Source organism: Candidatus Neomarinimicrobiota bacterium, from assembly GCA_012964825.1.
Classification (GTDB): domain Bacteria; phylum Fidelibacterota; class Marinisomatia; order Marinisomatales; family S15-B10; genus UBA2125.
In genome coordinates this window covers 1-13,695 of record DTTI01000077.1, presented here as the reverse complement: position 1 = coordinate 13,695, position 13,695 = coordinate 1, and the positions used below count along the sequence as shown (strand labels likewise).

The 13,695-nt window shown below is 45.5% G+C and carries 14 protein-coding genes and 1 tRNA gene; 9 read left to right on the top strand and 6 right to left on the bottom strand.

Annotation, left to right across the window (positions count from 1 at the left end):
* Nucleotides 1–32: 32 nt before the first annotated feature.
* The 6 genes from EYO21_07985 to EYO21_07960 all read right to left on the bottom strand — a co-directional run bounded on the left by EYO21_07985 (nt 33) and on the right by EYO21_07960 (nt 6,009).
* Nucleotides 33–659 carry a methyltransferase domain-containing protein gene (locus tag EYO21_07985; protein HIB03739.1) on the bottom strand — a complete coding sequence of 209 codons (627 nt, stop codon included), beginning with the start codon at nt 657–659 and terminating at the stop codon, nt 33–35.
* Entirely contained in the window at nt 631–2,076 is a 1,446-nt protein-coding gene (locus EYO21_07980; GenBank protein ID HIB03738.1) for a serine hydrolase, read from the bottom strand. The genes EYO21_07985 and EYO21_07980 overlap by 29 nt, the downstream gene beginning before the upstream one ends.
* A gap of 16 nt (nt 2,077–2,092) precedes the next feature.
* Nucleotides 2,093–2,545 (bottom strand): protein with SnoaL 3 domain, NTF 2 superfamily, encoded by a 453-nt coding sequence (locus EYO21_07975; GenBank protein HIB03737.1) that lies wholly within the window; start codon nt 2,543–2,545, stop codon nt 2,093–2,095.
* 207 nt (nt 2,546–2,752) lie between these two features.
* Nucleotides 2,753–3,343: a hypothetical protein gene (locus EYO21_07970; GenBank protein HIB03736.1), complete on the bottom strand. Its 591-nt coding sequence runs from the start codon at nt 3,341–3,343 to the stop codon at nt 2,753–2,755.
* A 3-nt stretch (nt 3,344–3,346) separates the two neighbouring features.
* Nucleotides 3,347–4,915 carry an amidohydrolase gene (locus EYO21_07965; protein HIB03735.1) on the bottom strand — a complete coding sequence of 523 codons (1,569 nt, stop codon included), beginning with the start codon at nt 4,913–4,915 and terminating at the stop codon, nt 3,347–3,349.
* A gap of 137 nt (nt 4,916–5,052) precedes the next feature.
* Nucleotides 5,053–6,009, bottom strand: coding sequence for an amidinotransferase (locus EYO21_07960; protein HIB03734.1), 957 nt, complete (start codon nt 6,007–6,009; stop codon nt 5,053–5,055).
* Between the two features lie 83 nt (nt 6,010–6,092).
* Between EYO21_07960 and EYO21_07955 the strand changes: the two genes are divergently transcribed.
* The 9 genes from EYO21_07955 to EYO21_07915 all read left to right on the top strand — a co-directional run bounded on the left by EYO21_07955 (nt 6,093) and on the right by EYO21_07915 (nt 13,666).
* Nucleotides 6,093–6,165, top strand: a tRNA-Ala gene (locus EYO21_07955).
* Between the two features lie 55 nt (nt 6,166–6,220).
* Nucleotides 6,221–7,849, top strand: coding sequence for a DNA polymerase III subunit gamma/tau (gene dnaX / locus EYO21_07950; GenBank protein HIB03733.1), 1,629 nt, complete (start codon nt 6,221–6,223; stop codon nt 7,847–7,849).
* A gap of 19 nt (nt 7,850–7,868) precedes the next feature.
* Nucleotides 7,869–8,204: a YbaB/EbfC family nucleoid-associated protein gene (locus EYO21_07945; GenBank protein ID HIB03732.1), complete on the top strand. Its 336-nt coding sequence runs from the start codon at nt 7,869–7,871 to the stop codon at nt 8,202–8,204.
* 6 nt (nt 8,205–8,210) lie between these two features.
* The gene (recR, locus tag EYO21_07940) at nt 8,211–8,804 is read left to right on the top strand and encodes a recombination protein RecR (GenBank protein ID HIB03731.1); all 594 of its coding nucleotides are present in this window, start codon (nt 8,211–8,213) and stop codon (nt 8,802–8,804) included.
* 1 nt (nt 8,805) lies between these two features.
* Nucleotides 8,806–9,402: a CDP-diacylglycerol--glycerol-3-phosphate 3-phosphatidyltransferase gene (gene pgsA, locus EYO21_07935; protein ID HIB03730.1), complete on the top strand. Its 597-nt coding sequence runs from the start codon at nt 8,806–8,808 to the stop codon at nt 9,400–9,402.
* Nucleotides 9,399–9,857 carry a phosphatidylglycerophosphatase A gene (locus EYO21_07930; GenBank protein ID HIB03729.1) on the top strand — a complete coding sequence of 153 codons (459 nt, stop codon included), beginning with the start codon at nt 9,399–9,401 and terminating at the stop codon, nt 9,855–9,857. The genes pgsA and EYO21_07930 overlap by 4 nt, the downstream gene beginning before the upstream one ends.
* Complete coding sequence (locus EYO21_07925; protein HIB03728.1) at nt 9,854–11,071, top strand: competence/damage-inducible protein A; 1,218 nt, start codon at nt 9,854–9,856, stop codon at nt 11,069–11,071. The genes EYO21_07930 and EYO21_07925 overlap by 4 nt, the downstream gene beginning before the upstream one ends.
* 16 nt (nt 11,072–11,087) lie before the next feature.
* A complete protein-coding gene (locus EYO21_07920; GenBank protein ID HIB03727.1) occupies nt 11,088–12,329 on the top strand; it encodes a site-specific DNA-methyltransferase in 1,242 nt (413 codons plus the stop codon).
* 89 nt (nt 12,330–12,418) lie between these two features.
* A complete protein-coding gene (locus EYO21_07915; GenBank protein ID HIB03726.1) occupies nt 12,419–13,666 on the top strand; it encodes a hypothetical protein in 1,248 nt (415 codons plus the stop codon).
* Nucleotides 13,667–13,695: the final 29 nt, after the last annotated feature.

The following is a 13,695-nucleotide window of genomic DNA, read 5'->3' as shown; positions in this document are numbered from 1 at the left end:
TCCCGATTCTAACCCGATTGAACAGTCGGTTTTCACTTTTTTATCGATGAGAATAAATACATCTCTTCATCGTCATGGCGGTGGTCGCTGATAGCGACGTCAACAAAACCTGCGTCCAAAAGAAGTTTTTCAATGTTTGTTGGATCTGAAATGGGTCCCTCACCGTGGGTAAGGTCGTTTTCCAGTTTTTCGTCTGCGATGAAAAATCGCCCGTTCTTTTTCAGAACACGCAACACCTCCGCCAGTCCTTCGTCTACATCATCCCAGTGATGGAATGAATTGACAGCCATGGCAACTGTCACCGATCTGTCATCCATAGGAATTCTTTCGGCTTTGCCATCCATAAACTCAATGATTGCCACATTTGGGGCATCAGTGCTTTTTTCTCTTGCTATCCTCACCATACCGGGGGTTGGGTCTATTCCTATGACTCGACCTTCTGTAACTTCATTGGCCACCGACCTGCATGATGATCCGCTACCACAGCCGATATCCAATACCACATCTGTTTTATTAAAGGAAACCAGATCTACGGCCAGTGTTGTGGAGAAATGGTCTCCGTATACTTCATCGTACCATTCAGCCGTCTCATCATCCCATATTCTATCGTGATGAGATTCTGCTGGAGAGTTATCTGAATTTGAGTGCGAAGTTCTGATGTTGCCACATCCTTATCACTTTTCCAGAGGAATTGGTCTCGAAAATAATTTCTTCCCCCATCTCATCATTTTCGCGGATGCGACGGAAGGTATCGCCTTCAATGTGCTTTAGTTTTGTGATGGCACCAACGGGGTCGTTTGTTGGCAGAGAAACCGTAGCCAGTTCGCCTTCCCAGGTGATTACGGCCGTCTCACCGCCCCACGGTGCTTCACTGTAGTGCCCAATGTATTTAGTGAATTCCGGTTTCAAGGTCTTGGCGTTACCATCGGAGCTTGCCTCTTTCAAGGCGAGGGAGATGATATTGTACAGTTGCTGAGCGAAACGCCGTGAATTGACCCCTGAGGCGTTGGTCATGAAGATCGTGGCGATCTGACTGTTGGGTTGAATCAGCAGTTGAGACCGATAGCCGGGGCAGCTCCCGCCGTGCCCCAGAAACTTTTTCTCTCCATCTCGCCAGACTGAAAAACCAAGCCCCCAAGCCGGCTGCCAGTCTTCATCAAGAAAATGAACACGGTGCATTTCACGAAGTGTATTGGAGCTTAAAATCTCCTTACCACCATTTTCAAGGAGCCGGAATTGCCATGAGGCAAACTTTGCAAGATCATCAACGGTAGAACTGAATCCCGCCGCTGGACCTATGCCTTCAGCGTGGAACAATTCAACCTGAGGACGTTCTCCATCCCTGTTCCGGGCGGAATGGCCTACAGCCAGTTGCTTGCCATAGAGTTTTTTGGGCATCACCGTTCTGGTATCTTTTAGACCGAGAGGTTGGATAATGTTTTTTTCAACATAAGTGTCAAAATTTGTGCCTGAAACCTCTGCAACGATTTCACCCGCCAAAGTCAGTCCCAGGTTGGAATACTGAAAATAGGTATCAGCCGGGTAAAGAGTTTTTTGAGAAGAAATCTTGTTTTTGATTGATTTACTTGAAGGGAAGGGAAAGTCAGGAGGAGACCAGTAGGGAAAATCTGATTCTCTAGGTAATCCCGAGGAATGAGTAAGTAAACTTTGAATAGTTGATTCGCCCTTGTCTGCGTACAAATTCTTAATATCAAACCAAGGCAGATGTTTTGAAACAGGGTCATTGAGACGCAGTTTTCCTTGATCCCTAAGTTGCATAATAGCGATACTGGTAAAGAGTTTTGAGATAGAGCAAATGCTATAAATAGTTTTTGAATCTGTCTTTGATTTTTTGTCGGGATTGGAATAACCGAATCCGTCGCTCCAAATCAGGTTTTGATCGTGAACGATGGCCGCGGAGATGCCCGGCATCCCCTCATAATCCCTTTGGGCATCGAGCCATATCTCCACCAACTTTACCGCTTCAGAAACACGAGGATGATCGACAGTTTTCTTTGATTCGGCAAGATTAATCGTGAATAAAAAAACAACACAGACCAATATGAATCTTTTCATTGTATCTCCCTTTGTATTATTTACCCTTCTCCTGTTCTTTGATCATTTCTACTACCGCTACCAGAAGATCATTCGGAACCGGTACGGTTAGATTGTAATGACTGATTTTCCACACTCCCCCAATTTTCTCCAATACACCTGTGCCCCTGCATTCCCCATATTTTGCGTTTACCACCGTTTCGTCAAACCACGCCGTATCTCTATTTTCGTTAAAATAGATATGGCGTGAGGTGGGGGTATAGGTCCACCCTTTGCCTGAGTTAAATCGAGCGTTTGCGTAAGTCTTAAATTCTGGAATAGGCCACCTTTCTGTGGCGTCCGTACCCATGAAAACTGCATCATCAGTATAAAGAGAAAAGTATTTCTTTCCGTCAGCTTCATGAGCATAGAGATGGAGCGCATCCAGGGTTGAGGTCACTGCCTCTCTGTCCTGATCCTGGGCTTGTAAAGCGGTTATAGTTAATAGCATCAACAGTGATATTCTTACGCACTTTTCGACCAATTCACCACTCACTGAATTTTGTTTTTCAGTCAAGTTTATAGGGTAAGGAGGAATATGATTTTCGGTTTCTGGGAGATCAAATTCTCGGTTGTCAATCCTTTTGTTCAGATAGTCGAAGGCTTTGTACTCTGAATTATTTTTGTTGATTCCCATATCAGCCTCCTAGCCGTTATTTTATTTATTTATACGCTTTGGAATGAATCGAGGAACTGATTGTGAGTATACAGCATAATCTTTGCCAAACCGTTCTATTAGCTCCTTTTCTTCAAGTAAAACTACAAGAAATAGAGCCGGGATACAGAGAATGGTCAAAATGTATAAACCCAGAAAGTTTGCTATCAATGCATAGCCGAAATAACCAAACTGGATTTCAACATATCGTGGGTGTCGCATTTTACCATAAATGTCTTTTGTTAAGAGTTTACCAGGGTATCCATTTTTTGAAACCTCTGGATAACCAAGCAATATATTGCTCGTAAGGTGCTTCCGTCGTTCCAAGTAAATCACGACTGCTACAACCCAGCAAAACACACCAGCAATCGCAAGGATTGGCTGAAATCCATAATCAGTTCCGATGAGAGACAGCCGAAAATGATACAGTATGAATATTACGGTAAAAAACAGGCTGAAAAGAATTCCGTAAGTCCACCACGGATCGATTTTCCTCCAAGAATTGGCGAAGGGATGCACAAGAAACCAAAAGAGACATATCGGAGGAAATGTGACCACAATTAAAACGGCCAGTACATACCGGACGGTATCCATTCTTTATTCGATAACAAACGGTTTAGTCACAGCGTCCGGCCCAATCCCTCGTTTCGATTTTTTCACCATTTTCGCAACCTCCTCCATTAGTCTGGCATTGTTAGTTACAATACCATCCTTGATGGTGTGAACAATTCCCTTGGTGCGAATCATACTGCCATTTTCATCTATTGTTAGAGCACCGAAACTGTATAGGAATCGAAGATTGTAAGCGGGGTTACCATCCACCAACGCCAAATCTGCAATGTAACCTGGTCTGACAAGCCCCAGTTTCTCTTGTCGAAGTGTTTGTGAACTGTTAAGAGTGGCTGATTTTATCACTTCAAGGTTGTGCATTCCCGATTCTCGGAGAAGTTGTAGTTCTCGGACGTTTGAGAATCCCGGTGTGGCCCAGATATAGTTATCATCAGTACCATAGGCTACGCGACCACCTCTTTTGTTGAATTCATAGATAAGGTCTCCCCACAGATCAAAGGCGTAATACCAGTAATATTCATCATCGGAGGTCCAGTCATAGTGATAAGAGCCATGATAAGCCGGATTGGGAAGGTTCCAGTTGATTAAGGCTTGGTGGGTATACTTCTTATGCCATGGCAAGCTTTGTGACCGCACAATGTCCCGATTGGCTTCGTATACCACACGGGTAGGGAGCATGGTTACGCCATATGCAACAAGGGAGTCTGCCACTTCTGAAAGGAGCCTTTCTTTATCGGCTTCAACCCAAACTTTTCCAGCGTGGCGGAATCTGGCATTTTCATCATTGTAGTTGTAGTCACGGGGGAAGTCTTGAACGCTTCGGTCCAGCGAGGATTCACCATAACCGTAATGGTGTTCAATCATGGTGACCCCAAGCCGGGCAGCATCCACTGCCTGAACAACAGCATTTGAGGAAGGAGGGAGATGAACAGTGGTAATGCCGCCGTTTTCCCAGACCGCCTTACAGGCTGCAGCGAATAACTCTTGACTCCAAGCTTGGCCACCGAGGCTGACCACGTGAGCCCCTTGGGTAATCATTCTACGGACAATCTTGTCGGCATTCTTTGGGTCATCCTTCTCAACTTGTGTCATATCGACATTTCTTCCCCATCCCCAGATGGGAAAAAGACGGGGAGCTAGGATTTCATTTTTCTTACTTTTTTCCGCTTCAGACATGCCGGCTTCAAGTCCCCGATCCGCAGCGGGTACAAGTGTTGTAACACCATGAGCCAATTTCAAGTAATAGACATATTCGATCTCCATGGGTTCTTTCCGGAGATGCATGTGGAGGTCGGTCATTCCTGGCATGGCATATAATCCGGTTCCATCTATCAATCTATCACCTCTGGCACGGTCAGTATTGCCACGGCGTTCAGCAGTAACTGGATCAAAAGGTGTCATTTCAGTGATCATGTTCTGTTCTATAATGATATCATAAGGCCCCACCGGTGGACCACCGTGCCCTGGTATCACCATAATGTTCTGGATCACTAGTTTGTCGTATGGCCCTTCAGCAAGATCCCCGTAACGCTTTGGTGAAGCGCAAACGTTTGTTATAAAAAAAAGGGTCAAAAAAATCCAGAAGAGTCGTTTCATCTTTAACCTCACTTTGCCTTTATATTTTCTGAATTGTCCTACTTATTGCATCAGTTTAGAATACTGACCCTCAAAACGCAAGTCAATCAAATGAGATCTTTAAACTCATTTAGCGAGTAGGGTTTGGGCACAGAAATTCAGACGAATTCTCTGTGAAGTACTCCTGTTAGACACCCTATGGCGCCGGCAGCTTTGCAAAGTTCAGAGACATCAACAGTGTGACATTTGATATGGAGATTTTCAAGGAATAATTGAAGATTGGGATTGCCGGCGGGCATGACAATTTCCCTAGGACTAATGGTGACAAAATTAAATCCGGAATGAGCCAATGCCTCCTCAGAATCCGGAAGATAAACAATTTCATATCCAGACGACGCCAGCGCGTCAGCTCCGGCGTATACAAGCCTGAGAGGCCAGCCGATGGCTAGATCTTTATCTAGAAAACGAAGCATACCCATGAGATGCATGGTTCCCACCGGCATATCCACATTAGCAACAGTGGCACCCATATTTTCGAGCACTTTCGTCACCTGCCGCTGACCTTCTTCATTGGTACGAAGTCCGCGGCCGACAATGGCAATATCAGGACGAATCCACATGGCATCAGCGCCCTCGAAAGTTCCTGTCCCGCCTACACTTCTTATGATAGGTATTCCAAGGTCAGCCACTCGCCGGGCCGCCCACCGTTCCTCACCAGCTCTAACAGTAGAGGCCGGCCGTGCCATGATGATTCCTTCAGGAGTTGAAAAGAGAAGGTCGGCAAGAAACATCTGATTGGGGCTGGCTGGCGGTTCAGGATCAACATGATGGACCTCCACTCCGGCGTTCTGGTAAGTTTCTGCTAAGGCATCATGCTGGTCTTGAGCCTTGGCCAAATCAATTTTTTCAAGCATTTGAACCTTTTTCGGATCGTTAGAAGCTATAAGTTCATTACCGGGGCGGTGAAGAAGGATCGTCTTCAGGGGGGCATATTCGCTGTTGATTCCGCATTCCTTCCATACTGATCCCAATTCAGCATTGAGGGGATCCGTCCGTGGAGACCAACCGGGACCGCCGTAAGCGGAATGATTAAGTGGATTAGATCTGTCTGCCATGAAATAATGCGGTGACGAAGGTATGGATCGTAAACTGTTTGTTCCAACTCTTAACTTCTGACGGTAAATTTGAAAGAAGTTTCGGGGCCGTAGCTCAATTGGGAGAGCGCAGCGTTCGCAATGCTGAGGTCGTGGGTTCGATTCCCATCGGCTCCACTTAGGCTATGGTATATTGCCCTGCCCATGTTTTTAGGATCAAGCGGAGTAAACACTGGTGAGTTATCAGGTGTTAGCGCGGAAATACAGACCTGAAAAGTTTCAGGATGTTTTGGGTCAAGAGCATGTAACCAGGACACTGCTGAATTCTTTTGAAAGAGATCGCCTTGCACACGCTTATCTCTTTGCCGGGCCTCGGGGAGTAGGAAAAACCACTACCGCCCGTATTCTGTCAAAAGCGCTTAACTGCTTGAATGACAGTAGCGGAAATCCGTGTAACGACTGCCAAAACTGTAATGAGATCGCCTCTTCCCGGAGCATGGACGTTCTTGAGATCGACGGTGCTTCCAACCGCGGAATCGATGAAATGCGAAATTTGAGGGAGCTGGTGAAGTATGCACCAATCAACGCTAAGTTCAAAGTGTTCATCATTGATGAGGTACATATGCTCACTCAGGCGGCCTTCAACGCTCTGCTTAAAACTCTGGAAGAACCGCCATCCCACGTCAAGTTCATTTTTGCTACCACCGAACCGAACAAGGTTTTGCCCACTATTCTATCACGATGCCAGCGGCACGATTTCCATAGAATGTCACTGGACGTCATCGAAAGTGGTTTGAGATCAGTTACTGAAACAGAAGGAATAAAAGTTGAGGAGAGCGTGCTCCACCTCATCGGCAATATGTCAGACGGCAGCATGCGGGATGCCTTGAGCCTCACCGACCAGCTCATCGCTTTTTGTGGAGATTCTGTCACCCTGAAAGTTGCCACTGAAATGCTGGGCATTATCCCAAACGACCTGTTTTTCAACGTCACCGATGCTCTTAAGTCTAAGGACCATGGTGCCTTACTTGTTCAATTGTCGGAAGTTCACGCCAAGGGTTTTGCCCTGACTGAATTTATCAGCGGTCTCAACCACCATTTGCTGAACCTCCTTATTGCCAGTGGGGAAAAGGGTGACCAGTTACTGGACATGACAGAGGATCTGAAGAAACGCTATTCTGAAGAGAGTACAGGCTGGGACTCCCGCGACCTTATCCGGCAGATCGATCACGTTACCGTCATGACGTCAGAATTGAAGCATGTTCAGCAGCCGAAGATTTATGTGGAGGCCATGATACTAAAACTTGCGGAAATGGACGCTTCAGTGAAAATAGCCGACATCCTGCAAAAACTAGCTTCAGGAAATAGAGTAACAAATGATACTGCAGAACTGAAGGCAATTGAGATTTCCCAGCCAGCGACGAAACCTGAGGCTGAACCGGCAGTTAAGGAAGAATCTTTGAGTGCTGTAAGTGAAGATATGCGGGAAAAGGAAGAGGCGAAATCTCCCGGTGAGCAAAGTCCGCAACTTGAAAAAGTCATCAAGCAATGGGGGGAGGTTATTAACAAAGTTTCCGAAAATGGCACATCTATCAGCACCTTTCTTTCTCACGGTGAGCCGGTCGAACTTACAGGAAAAAGACTGATCATTGGCTTTTCTAAGAAGTATAGATTTCAGCTGGATGTACTGAAGAAAAATACAAGGAGGATCGAGACCAGCCTTGAAGATGTATTAGGCCAGGAGATGCGAGTAGAATTCGTTTTAAAGAAAAATGAAAAAGGTTTGGTTGATAAAACTGGGAAAATTCACCCTGTCACTCAACGTATGCTTGAATTGTTTGGTGGTGAAATCATAGATTAATTCACTATAAGGAGGCGTCATGTTTACAAAAGGCAATTTTCAGAATATTATGAACCAGGCCAAAAGTGTCCAGGAGAAACTTGAATCCACTCAGGCTGAACTGGAAAAACTGGAAGTAAAAGGTCAGGCGGGTGGAGGAATGGTCGTTGCGAAGGTTAATGGTAAGTCGGAACTTCTATCATTAAACATCGATCCTGAAATCCTCAACGATGATGTGGAGATGGTGGAGGATCTCATCGTGGCAGCTGTGAATCAGGCCTTGAGAAAATCGAGCGAGGAATCTCAGAAGCGTATGTCCGGAATCTCGGGCAGCATGCTGGGTGCACTGGGTGAACTCAAAATTCCTGGCAGCTAGTACGGAATGAATGCCCTTCCCGAATCACTGAATCGATTGATAGATGGTTTCACTGATTTTCCCGGCATCGGGAAGAAAACAGCTGAGCGAATGGCTTTTTATCTATTAAAATCAAATGACGGGTGGGCACAGAATCTCGCCAAGTCCATTATTAATGTAAAAGAATTGATCCATGAATGTCCTACATGCCATAATATTTCTGATACATCTTCGTGTTCTATTTGTTCAGATACCAAACGAGATTCGTCTTTACTTTGTGTTGTTGAGGATACGACAGATTTAGTAGTTTTCGAGAAGACGAATCATTTCCGAGGAAAGTATCACGTTCTCGGCGGTGTTCTGTCTCCTCTGGATGGAATTGGTCCGGAGGACTTGCACTTCGATACATTGCTTGAAAGAGTGAACGGAGAAGAAGAAGTGATCATTGCCACAAATTCCAGCGCCGAGGGTGAAACCACCGCCCTCTATCTGGCAAAGCTCTTGAAAGATTATAACGTTAAGGTGACGCGGCTGGCCAGCGGAATTCCTGTGGGTGGAGAATTGGAATACACGGACGAAGCGACTCTGGTGAGTGCCCTAGAGGGGCGTAGAGAGATCTGACATGCTTCCAAATATTCTGACCATTGGTCGTATTCTCCTGACGCCGCTTTTCATCCTCTGTCTTTTTTATGAGGCGCCGTGGTCAAAGGTGAGCGCGCTGGGGATCTTTATTTTCGCTTCCGTAACGGACGCCTTTGATGGTCACATTGCTCGGAAACGTAACCTTGTGACCAAAACCGGAGAGTTCCTGGATCCACTTGCTGACAAGATTCTTGTTGTTTCAGCTTTCCTGTCGTTTGCTCTACTAGACAAGATTCCATTCTGGATGGTAGGGCTAATTGTTTTCAGGGACCTGTTTGTGACTGGACTGCGAATGCTCTTTCTTAACAATGGCATCAGCCTTGTTACCAGTAAGATTGCGAAGGCAAAAACAGGCGCTCAGATAACGGCTATTATTTTTGTGCTTATCTATCTGTCCTTAAAGACTCTTTCGTTTGTTGACGCATCACAGCTTATCGTATTTATCGACAGCTTCAATCTCATTTGGATCATTGTTTTCTCAGCGACTATCTTTACGGTCTACACCGGCCTGCATTATTTATATATCAACCGCGCATCTATTGAAGCCTTTATCGAGCATTCCAGCGACGGTGCGTGAGGACGGCTCTCGTCCATTCTGCTGACTGGCTCGCAACCTGTTTCCGCATCGGATATCTCCCTTTAGCTCCAGGCACTTGGGGAAGCGCCTCAGCAGTGATTGCCTGGCGCCTTTTACCAGAGATGGACCTTTTCAGGCTATCCCTGATCGTAATTGTGATCTTTCTCGTTGGCGTTAATGCTTCTTCCATCGTTTCTAATAAAGAGAGGGACAGCGATCCTTCCAAGGTAGTCATCGATGAATGGGTCGGAATGTGGATTGCCCTACTTATGATCCCGAACGAATGGGTGTGGCTCGGTATTGCATTTCTTCTGTTTCGGGTTTTTGACATCATAAAAGTATATCCTGCTAATCGTTTCGAGCGCCTCCCCGGTGGCTGGGGAATAATGATGGATGATGTGGTGGCGGGTCTCTATGCAGGAGTTGTCACACAGGCGGCGGCCCTTTTGCTATGAAGAGTGCCATTCTCACAATTGGTGATGAGCTGCTGGGCGGTTACACCCTTGATTCAAATGGCGCATGGATAGGGCGCAAACTTATGGATATCGGAATCAGGACTATTTGGAAATCATCGATGGGGGACATTAAAGATGAGATCGTGGAAGCGATGGCACTGGCGGCCAGCAAAGCGGACATAGTCATCTGTACGGGAGGACTAGGACCCACCAGGGATGACGTCACCTTGGACGCCTATTGTGAATTCACCGGTGCCGGCTTGGAAATGGATGAGAACTATCTGGAACTACTAAGGGAGAGGTTCTCTCGGCGTGGTGTTGATATGCCCGAATCGAACCGGAATCAGGGACTTGTGCCGGACAGAGGAACACTTATCCCCAATCTAAAGGGTTCGGCCAGAGGAATGTCGTGCATAGTGGAAGGGACCTGGCTCTGTATTTTGCCGGGTGTGCCTATGGAGATGCAATCTATGATGGAGGAGACTGTTCTACCGGAATTGGAAAAGATGTCTCCCCACCAACTGATAATTACCAATATCCGCACAACCGGTGTTATGGAATCAAAACTCCACGATCTTCTGGAACCTGCTATGGAAAAATCCACTGTGAATATTGCTTTTCTTCCGGGCTTCAGCGGTGTTGATCTTCGGCTTACCTCGGATGAAGAGTCTGCCGTTGCTAACCTGGCGTCAAAGATCTATGAGCTGGCTGGTAAGTACATTTATGCTGAAGACTGGATCACTCTTGAGGAGACGGTGGGAGAGTGCCTGAGAGAGAAAGGCCTAACTCTGGCTTTGGCCGAATCGTGCACTGGTGGTCTATTGGGGGACAGGATTACCAACGTGCCCGGCAGCTCAGACTACTTTGCCGGGGGCGTTGTCTGTTATTCCGATAAAGCGAAGATAAATTTGGTGGGCGTAAAAAGTGAAACTTTGAAAAAATTTGGTGCTGTCAGCGAGGAGACAGCGGCTGAAATGGCTGCCGGTGTCCGAAAAGCATTCGGCGCTGATATCGGTGTCTCTATAACAGGCATCGCCGGCCCCGGCGGCGGAACGGAAGAGAAGCCTGTGGGGCTGACCTGTTTTGGTCTTGATGATGGTGATAAGCCGTTTACGCGGTCTGTCACATTTTACCGAGATCGCCGGTTTAATAAAGAACTGTCAGCTCAGACAGCCCTCAATTCTGTCCGACTGAAAATAACGGGCCAGATATGATACCCTTGCTGAGAAAATGGTGCTGACACCTGTTCTCCATGAAGAAGCTTCTTTGAATCCAGCCTCCAGTCCTAACTCTATCTATTGTGGTGATAATCTAACTGTACTTCAACATTTACTTGAAAAGCACAGTAATCTTGTAGATATGATCTACATTGATCCTCCATACAACACCGGTAAGAACTTTACTTTCCGGGACAGTTTCAAACATGACCGGTATCGGTCACTACCATCCCTCCAAGATGCCAAGAATGCGGATCCCCACTCGCTTTGGCGGAAGTTCATGGAACCGAGGCTCGAAATATCCAAAAATCTGCTTTCTGAAAAAGGATTAATCTTTATTTCTATTGATGATAATGAAATTCATAATCTCCGTCAAATGATGGGGGAGATTTATGGTGAAGCGAATTTCATAGCCACGTTGGTGCGCCAAAGTGGTGTAGCTCCGAGACAGGATGCCCGGCATGTGGCAGTTCAGCATGATTATGTGGTGATTTATGCAAAAGATTCCAAAAAGACCATTGTGAACAGGAAACTAAGCGACCTGAAAGGTTTTGTCCATGAGGATCAGCATGTTGAAGAGAGAGGACGCTATCGGTTGAACAAATTGGACCGCGGGTCAATTAGATATTCAGAAAGTCTCGATTATCCTATCACAACTTCTGGTGGAGTTGAAGTGTGGCCGGGCGGCGATCCTGATGACAGAAGATGGACGTGGCGCTGGTCGGAGAAAAAGGTTTTCTGGGGAGTTGAGAACGACTTCATTGTTTTCAAGGAGAGCCGAAATGGTAAAGCATCTGTCTATTATAAGGAATACGAAAAAGTCGATAACCAGTGTCGACCAAAGGTGAGGACAAATCCCTATTCTACACTCATCAGAGGGTGCCCCAACGAGAAGGGAAATCGTGAGCTTAAAGCTCTCTTTAAAAGGAGGGTTTTTGACTACCCCAAACCGGTGGCTCTCATTAAGCACCTCCTTAAAATGGGCAGTCATAAAGATTCTTTGATACTCGACTTTTTCGCCGGTGCTGGAAGTACCGGTCACGCTGTCTGGAAATTGAATCGCCAAGACGGAGGAACTCGCCGGTTTATCCTGGCTCAGCTGGATGAGCCTGTGCTTGATGGAGAAGTGGCAAAGGATTTTCCAACGGTAGCGGACATCACTATGGAACGGATGAGAAGGGTTGCAAAGCAGTATAGTGAATCTGAAAATAGTGATAATCTTTTTGGTTTTAATGTATTCAGGGTGCCTTCATAAGTGGCATTTGTTATTTTTAAAAAGCTTGAACAACGAAGTTTGATTTAGATTCCTTAGAACCACCTGTCCATGTTAAGTAAGGGGTTGTTATGGCAGAATTAAACATAAATCAAATATTGGTAAAGGAAGATGACCCTCGTGGATTAGAAAACCTGTATCGTTCAGACCCCGATGCTTTCGAAGCGGCAATGAGATCCGCTGTTTCGTTAAAACCGGAATCAGTATCATTTCAGTTTTGGCAGGCCCGTTTCGAACGCTATAGTGAAGTTGAAAACCCATCTGTTGTGCCAATAGCAGTTGTATTAATGTTAGCTGCTGTCTTTGGACTTATAGTTAGGATTCCAGAAATTTTTCTGACTGAAATTTGGTATTATCCGAGATTTGCACCTTTTTTTACAGTCCTATCGGTTGCTACTTATTTTCTCTTAAAGAATTTCAATCGAAGTTTTTCTATTGGATTGATGATTTTCGCTATTTTGACGTCAACGTATTTGACATTACTACCTGAATGGCAATCATCAGATTCAATCATTATGGCACTCATCCATTTACCGTTTACTGTATTTATTTGTCTTGGATTATGTTTTGTGCAGCAGGCCTGGCGAGAGACTGTACAGCGTGTTGCCTTTGTAGAGTATTGTGGCGAACTACTTGTCCTGAGTACGCTGATTCTGATCGGAGGTGGGGTGCTAACCGCTTCTACAGTGGGGCTCTTCGCGTTAATGGATGTGGATGTATTGGAGTGGTATATGCCAAATGTTGGGCTCATTGGAATTGTTTCAACACCATTGGTAGCGACCTACCTCTATGATTCAGTATTACAAAGAAAACTGCATATTGCAGTATTACTAGCTAAAGTTTTTTCACCACTGTTTTTAATTTTTGTTTTGTCTTATATGGTGACGATGATAGCAATGGGTAATAGTCCGTTTGTGCATAGAGAATTTCTCGTGGTGTTCAATGGTTTGCTGGTTCTGATCTTAGGTATGGTCGTTTTTACGGTTGTAACGCGCCATAAAGATGCTCAAGTTTCGATTGTAGACTATGTGAATATTGCTCTAATAAGCGCAACGTTATTACTCAATGCTTTGGCCCTCGCTGCAATCCTATACCGTTTGGCCGAATACGGGTTCACTCCAAATCGATTTTGTGTGCTGGGTGTTAATTTAATCGTGTTTGTTCACCTGATCATTATTATGGCCGCTTATATAAAAGTTATGTATCGACAGATTGGTTTTGATATGCTGCGGGAATCCGTTGTCCGTTATTTTCCTGTTTATTGTTGCTGGTTTGTTTTTGTTACTTATCTAATTCCGCTGGTCTTTGGATTTGTTTGAAAAGCTGAAGAAGTTTATCATGAGCGAGA

Excerpts from the sequence above, each read along its gene's own strand:
- EYO21_07915 (HIB03726.1), top strand. The coding sequence starts at position 12,419 with ATGGCAGAATTAAACATAAATCAAATATTGGTAAAGGAAGATGACCCT.
- EYO21_07975 (HIB03737.1), bottom strand. The coding sequence starts at position 2,545 with ATGCTATTAACTATAACCGCTTTACAAGCCCAGGATCAGGACAGAGAG.
- EYO21_07970 (HIB03736.1), bottom strand. The coding sequence starts at position 3,343 with ATGGATACCGTCCGGTATGTACTGGCCGTTTTAATTGTGGTCACATTT.
- recR (HIB03731.1), top strand. The coding sequence starts at position 8,211 with ATGAATGCCCTTCCCGAATCACTGAATCGATTGATAGATGGTTTCACT.
- EYO21_07980 (HIB03738.1), bottom strand. The coding sequence starts at position 2,076 with ATGAAAAGATTCATATTGGTCTGTGTTGTTTTTTTATTCACGATTAAT.
- EYO21_07945 (HIB03732.1), top strand. The coding sequence starts at position 7,869 with ATGTTTACAAAAGGCAATTTTCAGAATATTATGAACCAGGCCAAAAGT.
- EYO21_07965 (HIB03735.1), bottom strand. The coding sequence starts at position 4,915 with ATGAAACGACTCTTCTGGATTTTTTTGACCCTTTTTTTTATAACAAAC.
- EYO21_07960 (HIB03734.1), bottom strand. The coding sequence starts at position 6,009 with ATGGCAGACAGATCTAATCCACTTAATCATTCCGCTTACGGCGGTCCC.
- pgsA (HIB03730.1), top strand. The coding sequence starts at position 8,806 with ATGCTTCCAAATATTCTGACCATTGGTCGTATTCTCCTGACGCCGCTT.
- EYO21_07925 (HIB03728.1), top strand. The coding sequence starts at position 9,854 with ATGAAGAGTGCCATTCTCACAATTGGTGATGAGCTGCTGGGCGGTTAC.
- EYO21_07920 (HIB03727.1), top strand. The coding sequence starts at position 11,088 with ATGGTGCTGACACCTGTTCTCCATGAAGAAGCTTCTTTGAATCCAGCC.